General features: G+C 73.8%; 18 protein-coding genes and 1 riboswitch. Of the genes, 12 read left to right on the top strand and 6 right to left on the bottom strand.

Annotation, left to right across the window (positions count from 1 at the left end; genetic code table 11):
• The 10 genes from Q5530_RS26620 to Q5530_RS26575 all read left to right on the top strand — a co-directional run bounded on the left by Q5530_RS26620 (position 1) and on the right by Q5530_RS26575 (position 11606).
• On the top strand, positions 1-840 hold the full coding sequence (locus tag Q5530_RS26620) for a PhzF family phenazine biosynthesis protein (RefSeq protein ID WP_415365505.1): 840 nt from the start codon (positions 1-3) through the stop codon (positions 838-840).
• Positions 841-975: 135 nt separating this feature from the next.
• A complete protein-coding gene (locus Q5530_RS26615; protein ID WP_415365504.1) occupies positions 976-1902 on the top strand; it encodes a carbohydrate ABC transporter permease in 927 nt (308 codons plus the stop codon).
• A 63-nt stretch (positions 1903-1965) separates the two neighbouring features.
• The gene (locus tag Q5530_RS26610; protein WP_415365726.1) at positions 1966-2775 is read left to right on the top strand and encodes a carbohydrate ABC transporter permease; all 810 of its coding nucleotides are present in this window, start codon (positions 1966-1968) and stop codon (positions 2773-2775) included.
• Positions 2776-2806: 31 nt separating this feature from the next.
• Positions 2807-4150 (top strand): ABC transporter substrate-binding protein, encoded by a 1344-nt coding sequence (locus Q5530_RS26605; protein WP_415365503.1) that lies wholly within the window; start codon positions 2807-2809, stop codon positions 4148-4150.
• 71 nt (positions 4151-4221) lie between these two features.
• Complete coding sequence (locus Q5530_RS26600; protein WP_415365502.1) at positions 4222-6051, top strand: glycoside hydrolase family 35 protein; 1830 nt, start codon at positions 4222-4224, stop codon at positions 6049-6051.
• A 98-nt stretch (positions 6052-6149) separates the two neighbouring features.
• Positions 6150-7196 (top strand): LacI family DNA-binding transcriptional regulator, encoded by a 1047-nt coding sequence (locus tag Q5530_RS26595; protein ID WP_380631728.1) that lies wholly within the window; start codon positions 6150-6152, stop codon positions 7194-7196.
• 271 nt (positions 7197-7467) lie between these two features.
• Positions 7468-8862: an extracellular solute-binding protein gene (locus tag Q5530_RS26590; protein WP_415365501.1), complete on the top strand. Its 1395-nt coding sequence runs from the start codon at positions 7468-7470 to the stop codon at positions 8860-8862.
• On the top strand, positions 8855-9730 hold the full coding sequence (locus Q5530_RS26585) for a carbohydrate ABC transporter permease (RefSeq protein ID WP_415365499.1): 876 nt from the start codon (positions 8855-8857) through the stop codon (positions 9728-9730). The genes Q5530_RS26590 and Q5530_RS26585 overlap by 8 nt, the downstream gene beginning before the upstream one ends.
• Positions 9727-10548, top strand: coding sequence for a carbohydrate ABC transporter permease (locus tag Q5530_RS26580; RefSeq protein WP_415365498.1), 822 nt, complete (start codon positions 9727-9729; stop codon positions 10546-10548). Before Q5530_RS26585 ends, Q5530_RS26580 begins: the two co-directional genes overlap by 4 nt.
• Positions 10548-11606 (top strand): ABC transporter ATP-binding protein, encoded by a 1059-nt coding sequence (locus Q5530_RS26575; RefSeq protein ID WP_415365497.1) that lies wholly within the window; start codon positions 10548-10550, stop codon positions 11604-11606. The genes Q5530_RS26580 and Q5530_RS26575 overlap by 1 nt, the downstream gene beginning before the upstream one ends.
• A gap of 52 nt (positions 11607-11658) precedes the next feature.
• Here Q5530_RS26575 and Q5530_RS26570 read toward each other — a convergent pair whose 3' ends face one another.
• Entirely contained in the window at positions 11659-12636 is a 978-nt protein-coding gene (locus Q5530_RS26570) for a carbohydrate-binding protein (protein WP_415365496.1), read from the bottom strand.
• Positions 12637-12975: 339 nt separating this feature from the next.
• Between Q5530_RS26570 and Q5530_RS26565 the strand changes: the two genes are divergently transcribed.
• Positions 12976-13377 (top strand): SdpI family protein, encoded by a 402-nt coding sequence (locus Q5530_RS26565; RefSeq protein ID WP_415365495.1) that lies wholly within the window; start codon positions 12976-12978, stop codon positions 13375-13377.
• Between the two features lie 161 nt (positions 13378-13538).
• Here the strand turns inward: Q5530_RS26565 and Q5530_RS26560 are convergent, their stop codons facing one another.
• The 4 genes from Q5530_RS26560 to Q5530_RS26545 all read right to left on the bottom strand — a co-directional run bounded on the left by Q5530_RS26560 (position 13539) and on the right by Q5530_RS26545 (position 17721).
• A complete protein-coding gene (locus Q5530_RS26560) occupies positions 13539-14723 on the bottom strand; it encodes an MFS transporter (RefSeq protein WP_415365725.1) in 1185 nt (394 codons plus the stop codon).
• Between the two features lie 141 nt (positions 14724-14864).
• The gene (locus Q5530_RS26555; RefSeq protein ID WP_415365494.1) at positions 14865-15668 is read right to left on the bottom strand and encodes an ABC transporter ATP-binding protein; all 804 of its coding nucleotides are present in this window, start codon (positions 15666-15668) and stop codon (positions 14865-14867) included.
• Entirely contained in the window at positions 15665-16684 is a 1020-nt protein-coding gene (locus tag Q5530_RS26550; protein WP_415365493.1) for a FecCD family ABC transporter permease, read from the bottom strand. Before Q5530_RS26550 ends, Q5530_RS26555 begins: the two co-directional genes overlap by 4 nt.
• A 17-nt stretch (positions 16685-16701) precedes the next feature.
• Positions 16702-17721, bottom strand: coding sequence for an ABC transporter substrate-binding protein (locus tag Q5530_RS26545; RefSeq protein WP_415365492.1), 1020 nt, complete (start codon positions 17719-17721; stop codon positions 16702-16704).
• An 80-nt stretch (positions 17722-17801) separates the two neighbouring features.
• Positions 17802-17880: riboswitch (cobalamin riboswitch) on the bottom strand.
• A gap of 639 nt (positions 17881-18519) precedes the next feature.
• On the opposite strand from Q5530_RS26545, the gene Q5530_RS26540 reads away from it, so the two are divergent.
• Entirely contained in the window at positions 18520-19209 is a 690-nt protein-coding gene (locus tag Q5530_RS26540) for an RICIN domain-containing protein (protein ID WP_415365491.1), read from the top strand.
• Positions 19210-19289: 80 nt separating this feature from the next.
• Here Q5530_RS26540 and Q5530_RS26535 read toward each other — a convergent pair whose 3' ends face one another.
• Positions 19290-19631 (bottom strand): VOC family protein, encoded by a 342-nt coding sequence (locus tag Q5530_RS26535; RefSeq protein WP_415365490.1) that lies wholly within the window; start codon positions 19629-19631, stop codon positions 19290-19292.
• Positions 19632-19636 lie beyond the last annotated feature (5 nt).

Below are 19636 nucleotides of genomic sequence, written 5' to 3'. Positions count from 1 at the left end.
ATGGTCCCGCACCCGTTCCGGCAGGTCGACGTCTTCGGCTCGGCGGCCTACGCCGGCAACCCGCTCGCGGTCGTGGCGGCGGCCGACGACGTGGGCGACGAGGACATGCGGCGCTTCGCGCGCTGGACGAACCTGTCGGAGACCACGTTCCTGCTCCGGCCCACCACCGCCGGCGCCGACTACCGGGTGCGCATCTTCACCCCGGGGGTCGAGCTGCCGTTCGCCGGTCACCCCACGCTGGGGTCCGCGCACGCGTGGCTGGCCGGGGGCGGCGAGCCCGCGCGGGACGGCGTGGTCGTGCAGGAGTGCGGCGCCGGCCTCGTGCGGGTCCGCGCGCGCGACGGCCGGTTCGCCTTCGCCGCGCCGCCGCTGACCCGGTTCGAGCCGGTGGCCGAGCCCCTGGTGGCCCGGGTCGCGGCGGCGCTGGGCGTGGCGCGCGCGGAGGTCCTCGGGTGCTCGTGGCTGGTCAACGGGCCGGAGTGGCTCGGCGTGCGGCTGGCCGACGCGGCGCGGGTGCTGGCGCTGACCCCGGACCCGGCCGGGCTGGCGGGGCTCGACGTGGGCGTGATCGGGGCGCACCCGGCCGGCGGGGACGCCGACTTCGAGGTCCGGGCCCTCATCGGCACCGAGGGGTCGCTGGTCGAGGACCCGGCGACGGGCAGCCTCAACGCGGGCTTCGCGCGGTGGCTGATCGAGGACGGGGTCGCGCCGCGCGCCTACGTGGCCGCCCAGGGGACCGCGATCGGCCGGGCCGCCCGCCTGCACGTGGACCTCGACGACGAGGGGCTGTGGGTGGGCGGCGCGGTGCGGGAGGGGATCACCGGCGCGGTCGAGCTCTGAGCCCGGCCGCCACCCGCGCGGGACAGTGCCGCAGCACCCTCCGGTCGACCCTGGACATGTCGTGGGCGAAGGGCTAGCGTCCCCGCCGATGTTTGCGTAAACATCGGCTTCACCGAGCGCCAGCAGGGAGAGACGATGACGTCCACCCCCGTCCCGGTCGCGACCCCGACCCCGAGGCGGCCACGCGTGCGCCGCCGGCGCGTCGACCGCCGGGGTTGGCTGTTCGTCGCACCGTTCCTGGTCGTGTTCGCCCTGGTCTTCCTGGTGCCGGTCGCCTACGCCATCGGGCTGAGCCTGTTCCGCGAGCAGGTGTTCTTCGGCGGCACGACCTTCGTCGGCCTGGACAACTACCGCTTGGCGCTCACCGACCCGAAGTTCTGGGAGTCCTTCGGCAGGGTGGCGCTGTTCCTGGTGGTCCAGGTGCCGGTGATGCTCCTGCTGGCCCTGGTCGCCGCGCTGGCCATCGACAGCGCCCGGCTGCACGCGGCCGGCTTCTTCCGGATCGTGATCTTCCTGCCGTACGCGGTGCCCGCCGTGGTGGCGACGCTGATGTGGGGCTTCGTCTACGGCGACACCTTCGGCCTGGCCGCCGACCTCAACGGCCTGCTCGGGCGCGACGCCGTCCGGCCGCTGTCGGGCGACTGGGTCCTGCTGTCCATCGGCAACATCGTCACCTGGGAGTTCGTCGGCTACAACATGCTGATCCTCTACTCGGCGCTGAAGGTGGTGCCGGGCGAGCTGTACGAGGCGGCGGCCATCGACGGCGCGGGCGCGTTCCGGACGGTCCTGAGCATCAAGCTGCCCGCGATCCGGGGCGCGCTGGTGATCGCCACGATCTTCTCGATCATCGGCAGCTTCCAGCTGTTCAACGAGCCCAACATCCTCCGGACGCTGGTGCCCAACGCGATCAGCACCTACTACACGCCCAACATGTACGCCTACAACCTGTCCTTCGGCGGCCAGCAGTACAACTACTCGGCCACCGTCGCGATCGTCATGGGCGTCATCACCGCGCTCATCGCCTACGTCGTGCAGCTGCGCGGCACGCGGAAGGGTGCGTGAGGCACCGTGGCCACGACCGGATCCCCGCTCCGCCCCCGCAAGTCCCCGGTGCTCACCGCCGTCATGGCGGTCTACCTGGCCTACACCCTGGTCCCGCTGGCCTGGCTGCTGATCAGCGCGACCAAGACCCAGCAGGCGCTCCTCTCCACCCCCGGGCTGTCCTTCGGCGGCCCGTTCGCGCTGCTCGACAACATCGTCCAGACCTTCACCTACGACAACGGCATCTTCCTGCGCTGGCTGGGCAACACGCTGCTCTACGTCGTGCTCGGCGCGGGCGGCGCGACGGCCCTGGCCACCGCCGCGGGCTACGGCCTGGCCAAGTACCGGTTCCGGGGCCGCAACGCGGTGTTCGCGGTGGTGCTCGGCGCGATCGCCATCCCGGGCACCGCGCTGGCCGTGCCCACCTTCCTGCTGTTCAGCGACCTCGGGCTGACCAACACGCCGTGGGCGATCATCATCCCGTCGCTGGTCAGCCCGTTCGGCCTGTACCTGGTGTGGGTCTACGCCGCCGAGGCGGTGCCGGACGAGCTGCTGGAGGCCGCCCGCCTCGACGGCGCGGGGGAGGTGCGGATCTTCCTCACCGTCGCGCTGCGGCTGCTGGCGCCCGGCATCGTCACGGTCGCCCTGTTCGCGGTGGTGTCCACCTGGAACAACTACTTCCTGCCGCTGATCATGCTCAGCGACCCGGACTGGTACCCGCTGACCGTGGGGCTCAACCAGTGGAGCGCGCAGGCGTTCGGCGTGGGCGCCCAGCCGATCTACCACCTGGTGATCACCGGTTCGGTCATCACCATCGTCCCGCTCGTCGTGGCGTTCCTGCTGCTCCAGCGCTTCTGGCAGTCGGGCCTGAGCGCGGGCGGCGTCAAGCAGTAGTCCCCACCCACCGTCGCGAGAGGACCGTGCCATGTTCCCCACCGGACGACGCCGGAAGGCGGCCGTCGCCCTGGCCGCCGCGTTGGTCACCGCCCTGGCGGGCTGCTCGTCGGGCCCCGAGGGCGCCGCGCCGGGCGGCGCCACCGGCACCCAGGACGCGGTCGACGCGGCGCTGCGCGAGGGCGGCACCATCACCTACTGGAGCTGGACGCCCTCGGCAGAGGCCCAGGTGGAGGCGTTCCAGCGCGAGTTCCCCAACGTCAAGGTCGAGTACGTCAACGCGGGCACCGGCAACGACCACTACACCAGGCTCCAGAACGCCGTCAAGGCCGGCTCCGGCGCGCCGGACGTCGCCCAGGTCGAGTACCAGGCGCTGCCGCAGTTCGCGCTCACCGGCTCGCTGGTCGACCTCGGCCAGTACGGCTTCGCCGACTTCGAGTCCGACTACACGCCGTCCACGTGGAACTCGGTGAAGGTCGGCGGCGGGCTGTTCGGCCTGCCCCAGGACTCCGGCCCCATGGCCCTGTTCTACAACAGGGAGGTCTTCGACCTCCACGGCATCGCCGTGCCCAAGACCTGGGCCGAGTACGTGGAGGCGGCCAAGGCGCTCCACGCCGCCGACCCGACCAAGTACATCACCGCCGACTCCGGTGACGCGGGCTTCGCCACCAGCATGATCTGGCAGGCGGGCGGGAAGCCGTTCCGCACCGAGGGCCAGTCGGTGACGATCGACCTCCAGGACGAGGGCGCCAGGAAGTGGACCTCGGTGTGGGACGAGCTGGTCGAGCAGGAGCTGGTGTCGAGCATCCGGGGCTGGACGGACGACTGGTACCGGGGACTGGGCGACGGCACCATCGCGACGCTGGTCGTCGGCGCGTGGATGCCGGGCGTGCTGGAGGCGTCGGTGCCCGCCGGCGCGGGCAAGTGGGCCGTCGCGCCGGTGCCCACCCACGACGGCACGCCGGTCACCGCCGAGAACGGCGGCAGCACGCAGTCGGTGCTCGAGCAGAGCGCCAACCCGGCGCTGGCGGCGGCGTTCGTCCGGTGGCTCAACAACGGCAACGGCATCAAGCCGTTCCTGGAGAGCGGCGGGTTCCCGGCCACCACCGCCGACCTGGGGTCCTCGGCGTTCAAGGACGCGGAATCGCCCTACTTCGGCGGGCAGAAGGTCAACCAGGTGCTCACCGAGGCCGCCGGCCAGGTCGTGCCGGGCTGGAGCTACCTGCCCTACCAGCTCTACGCCAACACCATCTTCGGCGACACCGTGGGCAGGTCCTACACCGACCGCTCCGGTCTGGACGGCGGGCTGGCCGCGTGGCAGCGGGCGCTGGCCGACTACGGCACCCAGCAGGGCTTCACCGTCACCACCGGCTGACCCGGCGGCGGGGCGGCCGGACCGGTCGCCCCGCCACCCGGGAGGAACCCCAGGAAGGAATTCCCGTCCCCGTGCCAGAGTTCAGCATCGGCGAGCACGACTTCCTGCTCGACGGCCGCCCGTTCCGGGTCCTGTCCGGCGCGCTGCACTACTTCCGCGTGCACCCCGACCAGTGGGCCGACCGCATCGACAAGGCCCGGCGCATGGGGCTGAACACCGTGGAGACCTACGTCGCCTGGAACGCGCACGCCCCGGCGCCGGGTGTCTTCGACCTGACCGGTGGGTTGGACCTGGGTCGGTTCCTGCGGCTGGTGGCCGACGCGGGGATGCACGCCGTCGTGCGGCCCGGCCCCTACATCTGCGCGGAGTGGGACAACGGCGGGCTGCCGGCGTGGCTGTTCCGCGACCCGGCCACGGGCGTGCGCCGGGCGGAGCCCCGCTACCTGGCCGCCGTCACCGACTACCTCGACCGCGTCTACGAGGTGGTCGTCCCGCTCCAGGTGCGCCACGGCGGACCGGTGATCCTGGTGCAGGTCGAGAACGAGTACGGCGCGTTCGGCTCGGACCGGACCTACCTGGCGACCCTGGCCGAGCACGCCCGCGCCGCCGGGATCACCGTCCCGCTGACCACCGTCGACCAGGCCAGCGACGAGATGCTGGCGGCGGGCGGCCTGGACGGGCTGCACCGGACGGCGTCGTTCGGCTCGCGCGCCGCCGACCGGCTGGCCGTGCTGCGCCGCCACCAGCCGACCGGGCCGCTGATGTGCGCCGAGTTCTGGGACGGCTGGTTCGACCACTGGGGCGGCCACCACCACACCACCTCGCCCGCCGAGAGCGCGGCCGAGCTGGACGCCCTGCTCGCGGCGGGCGCCTCGGTCAACGTCTACATGTTCCACGGCGGCACCAACTTCGGGCTCACCAGCGGGGCCAACGACAAGGGCGTCTACCAGCCCACGACCACCTCCTACGACTACGACGCGCCCCTGGACGAGGCCGGCAACCCCACCGCCAAGTACCACGCGCTGCGCGAGGTGATCGCCCGCTACCACGACGTGCCGGACGAGCCGCCGCCCGCCGCGGTACCCGCGCCCGGGTTCGAGGTGCCGTTGTGCGACCCGGTGCACCTCCTCGACGCCCCGGAGCGGTGGGGTCGGCGGCGGCGCCACGACCGGTTGCCGACCCTCGACGAGCTGGCACCCGATCAGTTCGGCCCTGGTGAGTCCGGCCTCGGTGAGCCCGGCTCCGACCAGCCCGGCCCCGGCGAACCGGTCGGCGCGCCCCGCCTCGCGCTGCTGACCACGCGGGTCGACGCGCCCGGCCCGGCGGTCCTGAGCTTCGGCGAGGTCCGCGACCGCGCCGCGGTCTTCCTGGACGGCCAACCGGTCGGCACGCTGCTGCGCGAGCACCACCAGCGGGCCCTGGGCCTGCGTCGCGCGGCCGGTGAGCTGGCCGTCCTGGTGGAGGACCAGGGCCGGGTCAACTACGGCCCCCGCCTCGGTGAGCCCAAGGGCCTCATCGGCGGCGCGACCCTCGACGGCCGCCCGCTCACCGGCTGGGACGTCGTGCCGATCGACCTCGCCGCACCGCCCGACGTGCGGCCCGACCACCCCACCCCGGTCGGCGTCGCGCTGGCCGGACCCGCCCTCGCCCGCGCCCGCTTCACCCTGGACCACCCGGTCGACCTGCACCTGGACACGCGCGGCTGGGGCAAGGGCGTGGCGTGGGTCAACGGCTTCCCGCTCGGCCGCTACTGGTCGCGGGGCCCGCAGCGCACCCTCTACGTCCCCGGCCCGGTGCTGCGGTCCGGCGACAACGAGCTGGTCGTGCTCGAACTCGACGTGCTGACCGAGCCCGTCGCGCGGTTCGTGCCGGGACCGCTGCTGGGTCACACCGAGGCGTGACCCGCGGCGCGGATCGGGATGTTTGCGCAAACAACATCGGTTTATAGTGATCCGGCACCGCGGCGTCGTCGGGCCCGGCGCGGAAGGAGCCCAGCAGCGTGAGTCCGACCAGGTCCGGTCCGGGCACCCCGGGGCGGCCGCCCGCGCGCCGCGTGTCGATGGCCGACGTCGCCCGCCTGGCCGGGGTGTCGGCCCAGACGGTGTCCCGGGTGTCCAACGGCCACCCCAGCGTCGTGGGCACCACGCGTGAGCAGGTGCTGGAGGCCATGCGGCAGCTGGGCTACCGCCCCAACAGCGCGGCGCGGGCGCTGAAGTACGGCGAGTTCCGCACCATCGGCGTCATCCTGTTCACCCTCTCCACGGTCGGCAACAGCCGCACCCTGGAGGCGATCGTCGACCACGCCGCTCACGAGGGCTACGCCATCACCCTCATCCCGGTGGCGGTGCCGACCCAGGACGGCGTGCTCGGCGCGTTCACCCGGCTGGGCGAACTGGCGGTGGACGCGGTCATCGTCATCATGGAGGTCCACCTCCTCGACGCCGCGACGGTCAGCCTGCCCATCGGCGTGCCGGTCGTGGTGGTCGACTCCAACGGCGGCGACCGCTACACCGTCGTGGACACCGACCAGGCCGACGGCGCGCGGCGGGCCGTGGGCCACCTGCTCGACCTGGGTCACCGCACCGTCTGGCACGTCGCCGGCCCCGAGGACTCCTACGCCGCCGAGGGCCGGGCCTCGGCGTGGCGGGCCGCGCTGGAGGGGGCGGGCGTGCCCGTGCCGCCCATGGCGCGCGGCGACTGGTCGGCCGACTCCGGCTACCGGGCGGGCCTGGAGCTGGCCGGCGAGCCCGGCTGCACGGCCGTGTTCGCCGCCAACGACCAGATGGCGCTGGGGCTGCTGCGCGCCTTCCACGAGCGGGGTCGGGTCGTGCCGCGCGACGTCAGCGTGGTCGGCTTCGACGACATCCCCGACGCCACCTCCTTCATCCCGCCCCTGACCACCGTGCACCAGGACTTCACCGAGGTGGGGCGGCGCTGCGTGGAGAGCGTCCTGCACCAGGTCCAGCACAAGCGGACCGAGCCGGGCACCACGCTCGTCCCGACCCGGCTGGTCGTGCGCGGGAGCACCGCACCCCCGACCGCCTGACCGCGACCGCCTGACCCGGTTCACCTGACCGCGACCGCTGGGCCGCGACCGCCGGGCCGATCGGGTGAACCGCCCACGAGGTCCCGCACCGCGCAGGCGCGCCCGGTACCCCTGTCCCGGGGTGGGGCAAGGTCGTTCGCGCGATCTTCCGAAGGCGACGAACCACCACCCGACCCGGGCCCCCGGTCGCCCGTTAGGGCGCTGCCGCCGGGGCCGGTCGGGTGCCATGTTGGAACCCGGACCGACGTGGCCCGGGACCGGGAGGGCGCACATGCGGCGGACAACGGTGTTCGTCCTGGTGGCGGTGGGCGGGTTGCTGGCCGGGTGCCTCGGCCGGAGCGAGGGGACCGACCCGGGGCGCAACGCCGACGCCAAGGAGGTCGCGCTGACGATCGTGGCCAACGCTGCGGTGGGCGGGAAGAACGCCCGCGGCGCGGCCTGGATCAACGACTGGGTGATACCCCGGTTCACCGAGCAGCAGCGGGCCAAGGGCGTCGACGTGACCGTCCGCTTCGAGCAGAACGGCGCGGGCGACGAGGACTTCAAGACCAAGGTGGCGCTGGACTTCAAGACCGGCGGCGGTGGCGACATCGTCGAGCTCGACGGGATCTGGCTGGGCGAGTTCGCCCAGGCCGGCCAGGTCCGACCGCTCGACGAGGTGATCGGCCGCCCCGAGGTGGACGCGTGGGACGGCTGGGAGCAGATCCCCGCCGCCGTGCGGGCCCTCGGGGAGTTCGACGGCAGGCGCTACGGCGTGCCGATGGGCACCGACGGCCGGGTGCTGTTCTTCAACAAGAAGCTCTTCGCGCGGGTGGGCCTGCCCGACGACTGGCAGCCGCGCAGCTGGGACGACCTCCTGGCGGCGGGGGAGAGGCTGCGGGCCCTGCCCGGGGTGGTGCCGATCCAGCTCAACGCGGGCACCGCCATGGGGGAGGCCACCTCCATGCAGGGCGTGCTGCCGGTGCTGGCCGGCGCGGGCGAGCAGGTGTACGAGAACGGCAGGTGGCAGGGCGCCACCGACGGCGTGGAGGCGACCCTCGACCTGTACCGGCGCGTCTACGGCGGCGGGCTCGGCGACCCGGTGCTCCAGCAGGAGGCCAACGGCCGCGACCGGTCGTTCGCGCTGTTCGCGGAGAACCGGATCGGCATCCTGCTGGAGAGCGACTACTTCTGGCGCTCGGTGGTGGAGCCCCGCAACGGTGCGGCCAAGATGGCCGACCGCGACACCGCCGTGGGCTGGGCCCTGGTGCCCGCCCGGCAACCCGGGGCCGGCGTGGGCGGGCAGGACTTCGTGAGCATGTCCGGCGGCGGTGTGCGGGTGGTCAACCCGAACACGGAGTTCCCGCGCCAGGCGTGGGAGCTCCTGCGGTTCCTCAACTCCTTCGAGGCGGTCAAGACCTCCCTGGGCGGCGGCGCGCAGCTCACCCAGCGCACCGACGTGAACGACGAGGTGCTGGCGGGCGACCCGGTGCTCTCCTTCGTCGCCGAGCGGGTGCTGCCGATCACCCGCTACCGCCCCGGCCTGGCCGACTACCCGAGGGTGTCGGCCGCGCTCCAGCAGGCGACCGCCGACGTGGTGGCCGGCCGGAGCCCGGGTGAGGCCGCGGGGAACTACCGGGACGCGCTGGTCCGGGCGGTCGGCGAGGCGTCCGTTGCGGGTGGTTGACCGCGACGTCGCCGGTCTGGGCGCGGCGCGGGCGATCGCCTTCGTCGCGCCCGCCCTGCTGCTGATCGCGGTGTTCCTGGTGTTCCCGGCGCTGTGGACGCTCTACATCGGGATCACCGACTACCAGCTGACCGGGCCCGCCGCGGCCCGGCCGAGCGTGGTGGGCGCGGAGAACTTCACCAGGGCGCTGGCCGACCCGCTGTTCGCCAACTCGCTGGGGCTGACCGCGCTGTTCGTGCTCGGCTCGGCCGTGATCGGGCAGAACGTGCTCGGCTTCGGGCTGGCCTGGCTGCTGCGCGGGGTCCGGCCGCGCCTCCGCCGCGTGGTCGAGGCGTTCGTGCTGCTGGCCTGGATCCTGCCCGGCCCGGTGGTCGCCCTCCTGTGGTTCGCCGTGCTCAGCCGCGACGGCGGCACGCTGGGCCTGCTGCTGGACCGGCCCGCCACCGCGTGGCTGGTGGAGTACCCGATGGCGAGCCTGATCGTGTTCAACACCTGGCGCGGGACGGCGTTCTCCATGCTGCTCTACAGCTCCGCGCTGGCCGTCGTGCCGCCCTCGCACCTGGAGACCGCGCGCCTGCTGGGCGCGAGCGGCCCCCGGGTGGTGCGCGACGTGGTGTTCCCGCACATCAGGGGGCACATGCTGACCAACACGCTGCTCATCAGCCTGTGGACGGCGAACGACTTCACGCCGTTCCTGCTCACCGCGGGCGGCCCGAACCACGAGTCGGAGGTGCTGCCCGTGCTGATCTACCGCCAGGCCCTGGAGGGCGGTCAGCTCGGGTACGCCTCGGCCCTGTCCCTGCTGCTGCTGGTGGGCAACCTGCTGGTCGCGCTCGGGTACCTGCGGCTGCTGCGGAGGCGGGCGTGAGCCCGGCGCAGGTGGTGCGCCGGCTGGGCTTCCACCTGCTGATCGCGGTGGTGCTGGCGTTCTTCGCGGTGCCGGTGCTGTGGCTGGCCTCCGCCCCGTTCGACGCGCGACCGGGGCTGGGCGTGCGGTGGCCGGACTGGACGCTGTCGAACGTGCGCGCCACCCTGGCCCACCCGTACGCGCTGACCTCGCTGCTCAACTCGCTGGTGCTGTGCGTGGTGGCGACCGCGGTGACCGCGGCCCTGGCGGCGCTGGCCGCGTACTCGCTGTCCCGGGTCCGCCTCCCCGGCCGCGACGTGCTGCTCTACCTGTTGCTGCTGCTCTCCAGCGTGGTCACCGGCACCGCGGCGATGGTGCCGGTGTTCGTGCTGGTGCTCCAGCTGGGCCTGATCGACTCGCGGTTCGGCACCGCGCTGGTGATCGCGGGCGGGATGCTGCCCGCCGCGATCTTCATCCTCAAGGACTTCATGGACTCGGTGCCGCGCTCCTACGAGGAGTCCGCGCGGGTGTTCGGCGCCTCGCCGGCGCAGGTGCTGGGGCACGTGGTGCTGCCCATCGCCCGACCGGGCGTCGCCGCGGTGGTGGTGTGGTCGTTCGTGAACGCCTGGGGCAACTTCCTGCTGCCGTTCCTGCTGCTGCGCGACGTGGGGCGGCAGCCGGCGGCGGTGCTGCTGCGCACCCTCCAGGACGAGGGCGGCACGGCCAACCTGACCGTGATCCCGGTGTTCTCGCTGCTGTACTCGATCCCGGTGGTCGTGCTGTACCTGCTGGTGAACAAGCGCTACGGGTTCCGGTTCCACGGGGGGATCAAGAGCTGATGGCGGGCATCGACATCACCGGGCTGGCCGTGGAGTACCCGAACGGGGTGCGCGCCGTGGACGGGCTCGACCTGCGCGTGGCCGACGGCGAGCTGTTCGCGCTGCTCGGCCCGTCCGGCTGCGGCAAGACCACGCTGCTGCGCGCCATCGCGGGCCTGGAGCCGGCCGCCGCGGGCGCGGTCGCGATCGGCTCGCGCGAGCTGACCGGGGTGCCGCCGGGGGCGCGCGGGGTGGCGATGGTGTTCCAGGACTACGCCCTGTTCCCGCACATGACCGTGGCCGAGAACATCGCCTACCCGCTGCGGGTGCGCCGCGCGCCCAAGGCGCGGCAGCGCGCGGAGGCCGAGCGGGTCGCGGCCGGCCTGAGCCTGTCCGGGCTGCTCGACCGCCGGCCGGGCCAGCTGTCCGGCGGCCAGCAGCAGCGCACCGCGCTGGCCAGGGCGATCGCGGTGGAGGCCGACGTGCTGCTGCTCGACGAGCCGCTGTCGAACCTCGACGCCCGGCTGCGGCTGGAGGCGCGGACCTTCCTCAAGCGCTGGCAGCGCGAGCTGGCGCTGACCACCGTGTTCGTCACCCACGACCAGGCCGAGGCGCTGGCGCTGGCCGACCGGATCGCGGTCATGGAGGCGGGGCGGGTGCGGCAGCTCGGCACGCCGCGCGAGGTCTTCCAGCGGCCCGCCGACACGTTCGTGGCCAACTTCATCGGCTCGACCCCGATGAACCTGCTCGACGGGACGGCCCGGGACGGCGGTGTCGAGTGCGCGGGGGTGCGGCTGCCGGGCCCGCCCGGTCTGCCGGCCGGCACGCCCGTCGTGGTCGGCGTGCGGCCGGAGTACCTGGAGGTCGCCGAGGACGGCCTGACCGGGCGCGTGTCGACGGTGGAGAACCTGGGCGTGACCTCGCTGGTGACCCTGGAGTGCGCGGACGGCGTGCTGGTCAGCCTCACCGTGCCCGAGCAGGGCGAACCGGCGGCCGGCGCGTCCCTGAGCGTGCGGGCCGCGCCGGGTCGGCTGCTGTTCTACGGCGCCGGGGACGGCCGCCTGCTCGGGACGCGGTGAGGGTGGTGCGGCGCCCGCTGTCGCGGGCGCCGCACCGGACGCGGGTCGGGCCTCAGTGCGTGACCTGCCAGTGGCTGTTCGCCGTTTGCAGGGTGAACGACAGGCCGTAGCACCCGAAGTCGGTGCTGTTCAGGCTGCCGGGCGGCGTCACCGTCGAGTTGCTCGTGGTCAGCGAGCTCCAGGTGCTGCCGACCTTGATCTTGAGGTTGGCGGCGTGGTACTGCGTGCCGTAGGTCTCGGTGCAGTAGTAGCCCTCGCCGGTGGCGGAGTTGTACTCGGTGTAGACCTCGAACATGCTCCAGCCGCCGTGCGTCTCGCTGAGCTTGGCCGTGTCGGCGCTGGTGAACAGCGCGTCCCAGGTCGAGGTGGTGTAGTTGTACAGGTAGGCGGTCCAGGAGTTGGTCACCGCGTTGGTCTGCACGTCCAGCACCTCGTAGGCGGGCAGCCCCTGGAACGAGGTGGTGTAGGTGCTCAGGAAGCTGGAGTCGATCCAGGCCACCGCGGCGAACCCGGGCGAGGCCGCGCACCAGTCCCACGCGCCGACGCCGTTGCCGCCCTGCCAGTAGAACGTGGTCACCTCGATGCAGGTCTTGCCGCTCGGGACCAGCGTCGGGGCGTAGACCACGTCGGGGTTGCCCGACGGGATGCTGATGCCCGGGTTGACCGTGTGGGTGGCCTGCGCCCCGATGGACGAGACGGTCGGGAACGCGCCCCAGACGACGTGCAGGGAACCGCTCCACGGCGTGATGGTCGTGGTGTCCGCCGAGCGGGCGGCGGTGGTGCTGCCGGCGGTGGGGCGGGACTCACCGCGCTTGCGGACCCCCTCGCTGACGACCGGGCCGGCGGCGGCGCGAGCCGCTTCGCCGCGCACCGCGGGCACGAGCCGGTTGCTCACCGGCGAATCCGGGGTCGGGGCGGCCACCTCGACCGGTTTGTCCGGTGTCGCCCCTGCGGGGGACGCGGTGGACAGGGGCGCGGTGGGTGCCAGCAGGGCGCCGCCGGCCAGCAGCGCGACGGCGAGCAGCCGCACCGGTGAACGGCGGGGGCGGGACGGAGAACTCGGTAACGGCATTGCCTTGGTTTTCCTCTCGACCGGAGAACTGGCGCACCGCAGGGGAAGAAGGACGCAGCGACACGTTCGAGTGTTCCCCCAGGACACTGCGGTACCCGAAGCCTGCCGGGTGGTCGGGGAGATCAGCTAGAGGTCAATCGGTTGCTGTGCGCCGGGGCTGCGGTTCCCCGCACCCGGGGCCCCTGATCCCCGAAGGCATCCGGGGGACGGGGGCGGTTGTCGGAACCCCCACCTCCCGGCCGAGCGCTCGGTTACCATGGGTGTCGGGAGGAACACCGAGGGAGAGGGGTCGTGGGCATGAGCCTCGTCCAGGTCCTCGGCACCGCCGCGCAGCAGCAGCCGGAGCCGGTGCCCGCGTTGGCGGTCGGCGTGCTGTTCGCCTGTCAGGGCGCGGCCGCGCTGTGCCTGTTCCTGATGGCCTACCTCGGGGCCAACGAGAAGCTGCCCCGCAACGCCTTCTTCGGCCTGCGCACCGGCCAGTCCCGCGCCGACGACGAGACCTGGCGGCACGTGCACCGCGCGGCCGCGCCGTTCGCGTACGCCGCCGCGGCGGCGGCGGTCGCCGGGCTGGGCGCGCTGACGCTGAACACCGACCGGGCGGCGCTGTTCCTGGCGACCCTGCTGATCACCGACGTGGTCGTGGTGGTGTTCGTGGGGCTCGCGATGACGCGCGGGCACCGGGACCTGCCCGTGGGCTGACCGGGCCCCGGGGAGCACCGGGCGGTCGAGGCCGCCCGTCTGGCACTCCTGCCTGTTCGACCGGGTTCCGCTGGACCCGCGGCTCACCGCGCCCCGCTGGACCCGCAGCTCACCGCGCCCCGCTGGACCCGCGGCTCACCGCTCCCCGCTGGACCCGCGGCTCACCGCTCCACCCGGAACCCGCGCGAGGACGGCACGAGCGCCGCGGCGGCGGGCGCGACGAAGCACGCCACCGCGCAGCCGACCAGCACCGGTCCCGCCCCGAAGTGGCCGATCGCCGGCGCGATCAGCGCCAGGCCGACCGGGGCGAGGCCGTAGGACAGCAGGAAGTCCAGCGAGGAAACCCTGGCCAGCAGCCGCGGTTCCACCTCCCGCTGCGCGGCGGTGAACCACGGCACGTTGAACAGCTCGATGCCCAACCCCGCCACCGCGTAGGCGGCCACCACGACCACCGCGGGCACGGGCAGCAGCAGGGCCAGCGGCGCGAAGCCGTAGCAGCCCAGGCCCGCGAGCGCGGCCCACCCCTGCGCGCGGGGCCGCCACCGGGACACCAGGACCGCGCCGACGAGCGCGCCGACCGTGTAGGCGGTCAGGGCGGCGGCGAGCACGGCCTCGGTGCCGTACCGGTCCCGGCTCACCAGGGGCAGCACCACGCCCGTGGCGGAGTAGCCGGTGGCGATCACCGCGGTGAGCGCCCCGAGGCCGGCGAGGAACCACGGGTGCCGGCGCGCCTCCCGGACCCCGTCCAGGAAGTCGGCGGTGAAGCGGGTCCTCCCGACCGGTGCGACGGGCGCCGCGCCGCCGGCGGGCGGCAGCAGGGCCGCGACCAGCCACAGCACTCCGGTGGCGATCAGCAGGGCCGGGGTGTCGACGACCACGGCGAGCAGCGCGGTGAGACCGGGGGCCACCAGCGTGGTGACCCGCACCGAGAGCGTCATCGCGGCGTTCGCCTGCTGCCGCTGGTGCTCGGCGGTGACGACCTCGGCGGTCAGCGCCTGGAACGCCGGCCGGCACGCGCCCTGCCCCGCCCCCACCACCGCGGCGGCGACGGCCGTCAGCACCACCGAGCGCCCCGCGCCCAGGGCGATCACCGGGGACGCGCAGCCCGCCACCAGCCCAGCCCACAGCACGACCCGGCGGCGCGGGTACCGGTCGGCCAGGACCCCGGCGACCGGCACGGCGGCGAGGAAGCCCGCGGTGCGCGCGGCCAGCACGACGCCCAGCTCCACCGCGCTGATGGAGCGTTCGAGCACCGCGAGGCCGAGGATGAACGGCAGCGCCCACGTGGCGGTGCCGGAGGCGGTGCTGCCGGCCCAGAGGCGGAGGAAGGCCGCGCTGCGGAACACCGACGTCGGCCGCCGCCCCGCGCCTGCCACGTCGTGCGCCACGCGACTCCCTTCCACCGGACCGTGGGCGTGGTGGTCGTGAGACCGGGCGGTCGGCACGAACTGTAACCGGCCCGGGGTGGGCGGGACCGGTGGTCGGGGTCACCCGACTTCGGCCCCCGCCGACCGCTCCCGGGCTCCCCGCAGCACCCCGAGGAACCTCACGTGCGGCCGCCCGTCCGCGTCGGCCGTGACCTCGGCCCGCACCCCGTACACGTCGGCGATCAGCTCCTCGGTCAGCACCTCGCCCGGCGACCCGGCGGCGACCACCCGACCGGCCCGCAGCACCACCACGCGGTCGCAGAACATCGCCGCCAGGTTCAGGTCGTGCAGGGCGACGACGCCGGTCACCGGCAGGGCCGCGACCAGTCCGAGCAGGTCGAGCTGGTGGGCGATGTCGAGGTGGTTGGTCGGCTCGTCGAGCAGCAGTTCGCGGGGGCGCTGGGCGAGCGCGCGGGCCAGGTGCACCCGCTGGCGCTCCCCGCCCGACAGGGTGTGCCACGACTGGCCGGCCCGCGCGGTGAGCCCGGTGGCCGCCAGCGCCTCCCGCACCGCCTCGGCGTCCTCCGCGGTCCCCGCCGACCACGCGCGGCGGTGCGGGATGCGGCCCAGGCGGACCACGTCGAGCACGGTCAGCTCCACCTGCGTGTCGGCCTGCTGCTCCACCACGGCGACGCGGCGGGCGACGGCGCGGCGCGACAGCTCCCGCAGCGGCGTGCCGTCGAGGGTGACTACGCCCGTGGCGGGCGCGAGGACGCCCGCCAGCACGCGCAGCAGCGTGGACTTGCCCGCGCCGTTGGGCCCCAGCAATCCCAGCGTGGTGCCGGGCGCGCACTCGACCGCCACGCCGTCGAGCACGAGGTGGCCGCCCGCGGTGCGGCTGACGCGGTCGGCGGCCAGCGTCACCGGGACCTCCTGGTGCGGTAGAGGACGAGCACGAACGCGGGCACGCCGATCAGCGAGGTGAGCACCCCCACCGGCACCTCCTGCGGGTCGAGCACGGTCCGGGCCAGGGTGTCGACCCAGACCAGGAACACCGCGCCCGCCAGCGCGGAGGCGGGCAGCAGCCGCACGTGCCCGGACCCGACCAGCGCGCGGGCGGCGTGGGGCAGCACCAGACCGACGAAGCCGATCGCGCCGGTCGAGCTGACCAGCACGGCGGTGAGCAGCGCGGTCGCGCACAGCAGCACCACCCTGGTGCGGGCCACCCGCACGCCCAGCGCGGCGGCGGCGTCCTCACCGAAGGCGAAGGCGTCGAGGGTGCGGCTGTGCCCCAGGCACACCGCCAGCGTCGCCGCGAGCACCGCCCCGCAGGAGGCGACCTCCACCCACGACGCGCTCGACAGCGAGCCGAGCAGCCAGAACAGCACGCCCTTGGTGGTCTCCGCGTCGGCGGCGGTGAGGACCACGAACGAGGTCAGCGCGGAGAAGAGCTGCATCGCCGCCACCCCGCACAGCACCACCCGGTCCAGCTGGCCGCCCAGCAGGTGGCTCAGCGCCAGCACCAGCGCGAAGGACACCACCGCGCCGACGAACGCGCCCGCGGACAGCGACAGCGCCCCGCCGCCCACGCCGAGCACCACCACGAGGACCGCGCCGGTGGACGCGCCGGAGGACACCCCGAGCACGAACGGGTCGGCCAGCGGGTTGCGCAGCAACGACTGGAGCACCACGCCGCACACCGCGAGCCCCGCCCCGCAGACCGCCGCCAGCAGCGTGCGCGGCAGCCGCAGGTGCCAGATGATGCCGTCGCGGATGGGCGTCAGCACCGGCTCGGCGCCGCGCAGGTGCGCCCAGACCGTGCGCCACACCTCGCCGACCCCGATCGAGGCGGGCCCGATGGTGATGGCCACCGCGACCGAGACCACCAGCAGCCCGAACCCGGCGGCGTACCAGGGCGCGGTCCGGACCGGTGCCGCCACCGGTGTCGCCGCGGCCGTCACCCGAGCGGCCCGAACCGCCGCAGCGCCTCGGCGACGCGCTCGACGCCCTCCACGGTGCGCATCGTCGGGTTCAGCGCCTGCCCGCTCAGCGGCACGTACCGCTTCTCCCGCACCGCCCGCATCCGGGAGGTCACCGGGTTGGACTCCAGGAAACCGATCTTCGCCGCCGCGCTCTCCGCGGTCTGCGAGCGGCGGGTGAGGTCGCCGATCACCAGCACGGCGGGGTCGCGCTCCACCACCGTCTCCCAGTTGACCTGCGGCCACTCCTCGTCGGTGTCGTCGAAGACGTTGCGCGCGCCCAGCGCCCGCGTGATCACGCCGGGCGCGCCGCAGCACCCGGCCAGGTAGGGCGACTCGGAGTTGGCGAACCAGTACAGGACGGTGGTCCCGGACGCGTCCAGCCCCTCGGTGGTGGCGGCGAGGCGGCGTTGCAGTCCCGCCACGACCTCCTCGCCGCGGGCCTCCACGGCGAACAGCCGCGCCAGGTCCCGGATCTCCCGGTAGACGTCGTCCACGCTCAGCGCGGTGGTGCGGACGCCGTCGCCGTCGCCGCTGTTGTCCTTGGCGCCGCAGTCGGTGGGGGACAGGTAGGTGGCCACGCCCAGCTCCTCGAACCGGTCGCGGGTGGCGACGCCGCCGGTGCCCAGGACCGATTCGAAGGAGGCGGCCACGAAGTCGGGCTCGGCCTCCAGCACCCGCTCCAGCGACGGCCTGTTCTCCGCCAGGCGCGGGACCTCCGCGTTGGCCTCGGCCAACTCCGGCAGCACCGGGTCGGTCCAGGTGGCGGTGCCGACCATCCGGTCGGCCAGGCCCAGGGCCAGCATGACCTCCGCGCTGCCCTGGTTCAGCGCCACCGCGCGCCGCGGCGGCTCGGTCACCCGCACGGTGCGACCGCAGTTCTCCACCGCCGTCCCGGGCTCGGCCGGCGCCCCGGCGGGCGGCCCGCCGCAGGCGGACAGGGTGAGGGCGGTGGCGATGACCAGCAGGGGGAGACGGGCGGGTGGCACGGAGCGCACATCCTCAAGCGTCGAGGGCCCGAACGCGGAGCCCGTCCGTACGGTGGCCCCGCCCGGTCACGCCCCGGCGGGGTGCCAGTGGGTGTTCGGACTCGGAGCAGGCCCTTCCGGGCGCTCCTCACCGCTGCGCGTCAGTTCCGGTTTTCCACCGGATTCCCCCGTCCGGACCCGCGCGGACGCGGGCTCGGCTGGCCGGGGAAAGCTAACACAGCGCGCGGCCGGGTCGGGACGTCGAGGCCGGCGCCCCCGGAGCGCGCGGGACCACCTCGAAGGTCACTGCCCCTGGTCGAACGCGTGTTCGAGGTCGGAACGGGTTTGCGCGAGAGGCGACCCCGAGGGGTGGTGCACCGTCCTCGCAGGGCTCGGACCAGTTCGAACCGCACGGCATGTCCCGCCGGGCGGGACATGCCGTGCGGCCGTCGAGCCATTCCTCGGTGCTTTGTCGGGTCGTCCGGCGGAATGCTCGGGTAAAGCCGCCGGAGCAATGCACCCCATCCTTCCCGACAACAGCGGCTCTATTTCTCGGCACGTGCCCGGAGCTGGCCCTTCGGGATCTTCGCGGTCGCCGGTGTGCTGTCGTCGGACCAGGTGAACAACTGTTGAACGGTCTCCTCGCGGCCGGCTGCACGGGTCGCCGCGGATAGCGACCGGGGCGAACCGGGGGTAGACGGCGTCTATCGTCCGAGGGGGCCGATCCGTTACCGCCTCAATTCTGCTTGACGGCCGGGTCGATTTCTGCGAAAGTTCTTCAGTCCGGTTCGGTAGCCGGGCGTTCATCAGTGGGGGAAAGGGTATTCGTTGAAGAAGGTATTCACCCGTTCGGTCCTCGTGGCCGCCATGGGTTTCGCGGCGGTCACCGGTCTGCTCTCCTCGTCGGCCACGGCCGGCGCGCCGGAGCCGACGACCGACGCGAAGGGCACCACCGTGCGGGAGGTCCTGGCGGAGGTCGGCAAGGCCAAGCCGGGCGCGGCGCAGCAGCGCTCGGCCGACGTCTCGGCCAACGCCGAGGAGCTGGTCATCGAGATCGAGAACGTCAACAGCCGCAAGTGTTTCGACGTGGTCAACGGTGTCACCGGCAACGGTGCCGACATCCAGCAGTACACCTGCGTCGGTGTCGGTCAGCAGCAGTTGCGCGTGCTGAACCCGGACGACGTGTGGTCGCAGCTCCAGTTCGTGCACTCGGGCAAGTGCCTGGACGTGCGCGGCGGCAGCCTGGCCAACGGCACCCAGCTCCAGCAGTGGGACTGCACCAGCAACCCGCTCGACCTGCCGGCGCAGCAGTTCCTGCTGGTCACGCAGAGCGACAGCTCCGTGGCCCTCGCGCCGCGGCGCAGCTGGGACGCCAACGTGCTGCGTCCGAAGTGCGTCGACGTCCGCGACGGTTCGCTGGCCAACGGCGCGAAGATCCAGCAGTGGGCGTGCGCCACGACCCGTGACGACAACTCCGACGTGGTCGCGGCCCAGCGCTTCAACGCCTGGATCGTCTGACCCCGGGTTCGGCACGGTCGAGCGAGGTCGAGGCCCCCGGCGATCGCCGGGGGCCTCCCGCGCTGCGCGGGGGTTCCGGCTCAGCCCGCGGTGGGCGTGTAGAAGACGACCGGGCACCGGTCCGGCGCGGTCACCACGCACCGGCGCTCGTGCGGCCCGTCGGTCACCTCGCCCACGTAGAGCCCGGCGGCGAGCGCGTCGTCCCGCGCGCGGTCCACGTCCGCGACCTTCACCAGCAGGCCGGGGGAGTCGTGCGCGCGGTCGGCGCCGGCCAGGGCGATCCGCCCGCCGGCCACGTCGAACTGCGCCCACCGGTCGCCGTCGACGAACGTGGGCGGCACACCGAGCAGCCGGGCCCACACCTCGACCGCGGTCGCCAGGTCCTCCACGGGGATCACGCTCGCCACGCGTTCGACATCCATGGCGA

It is taken from the genome of Saccharothrix sp. BKS2 (assembly GCF_047689505.1).
Taxonomy (GTDB): Bacteria; Actinomycetota; Actinomycetes; order Mycobacteriales; family Pseudonocardiaceae; genus Actinosynnema; species Actinosynnema lopnurensis.
Note: the sequence above shows the minus strand (reverse complement) of the source record. Positions and strands in the feature narration are given on the sequence as shown.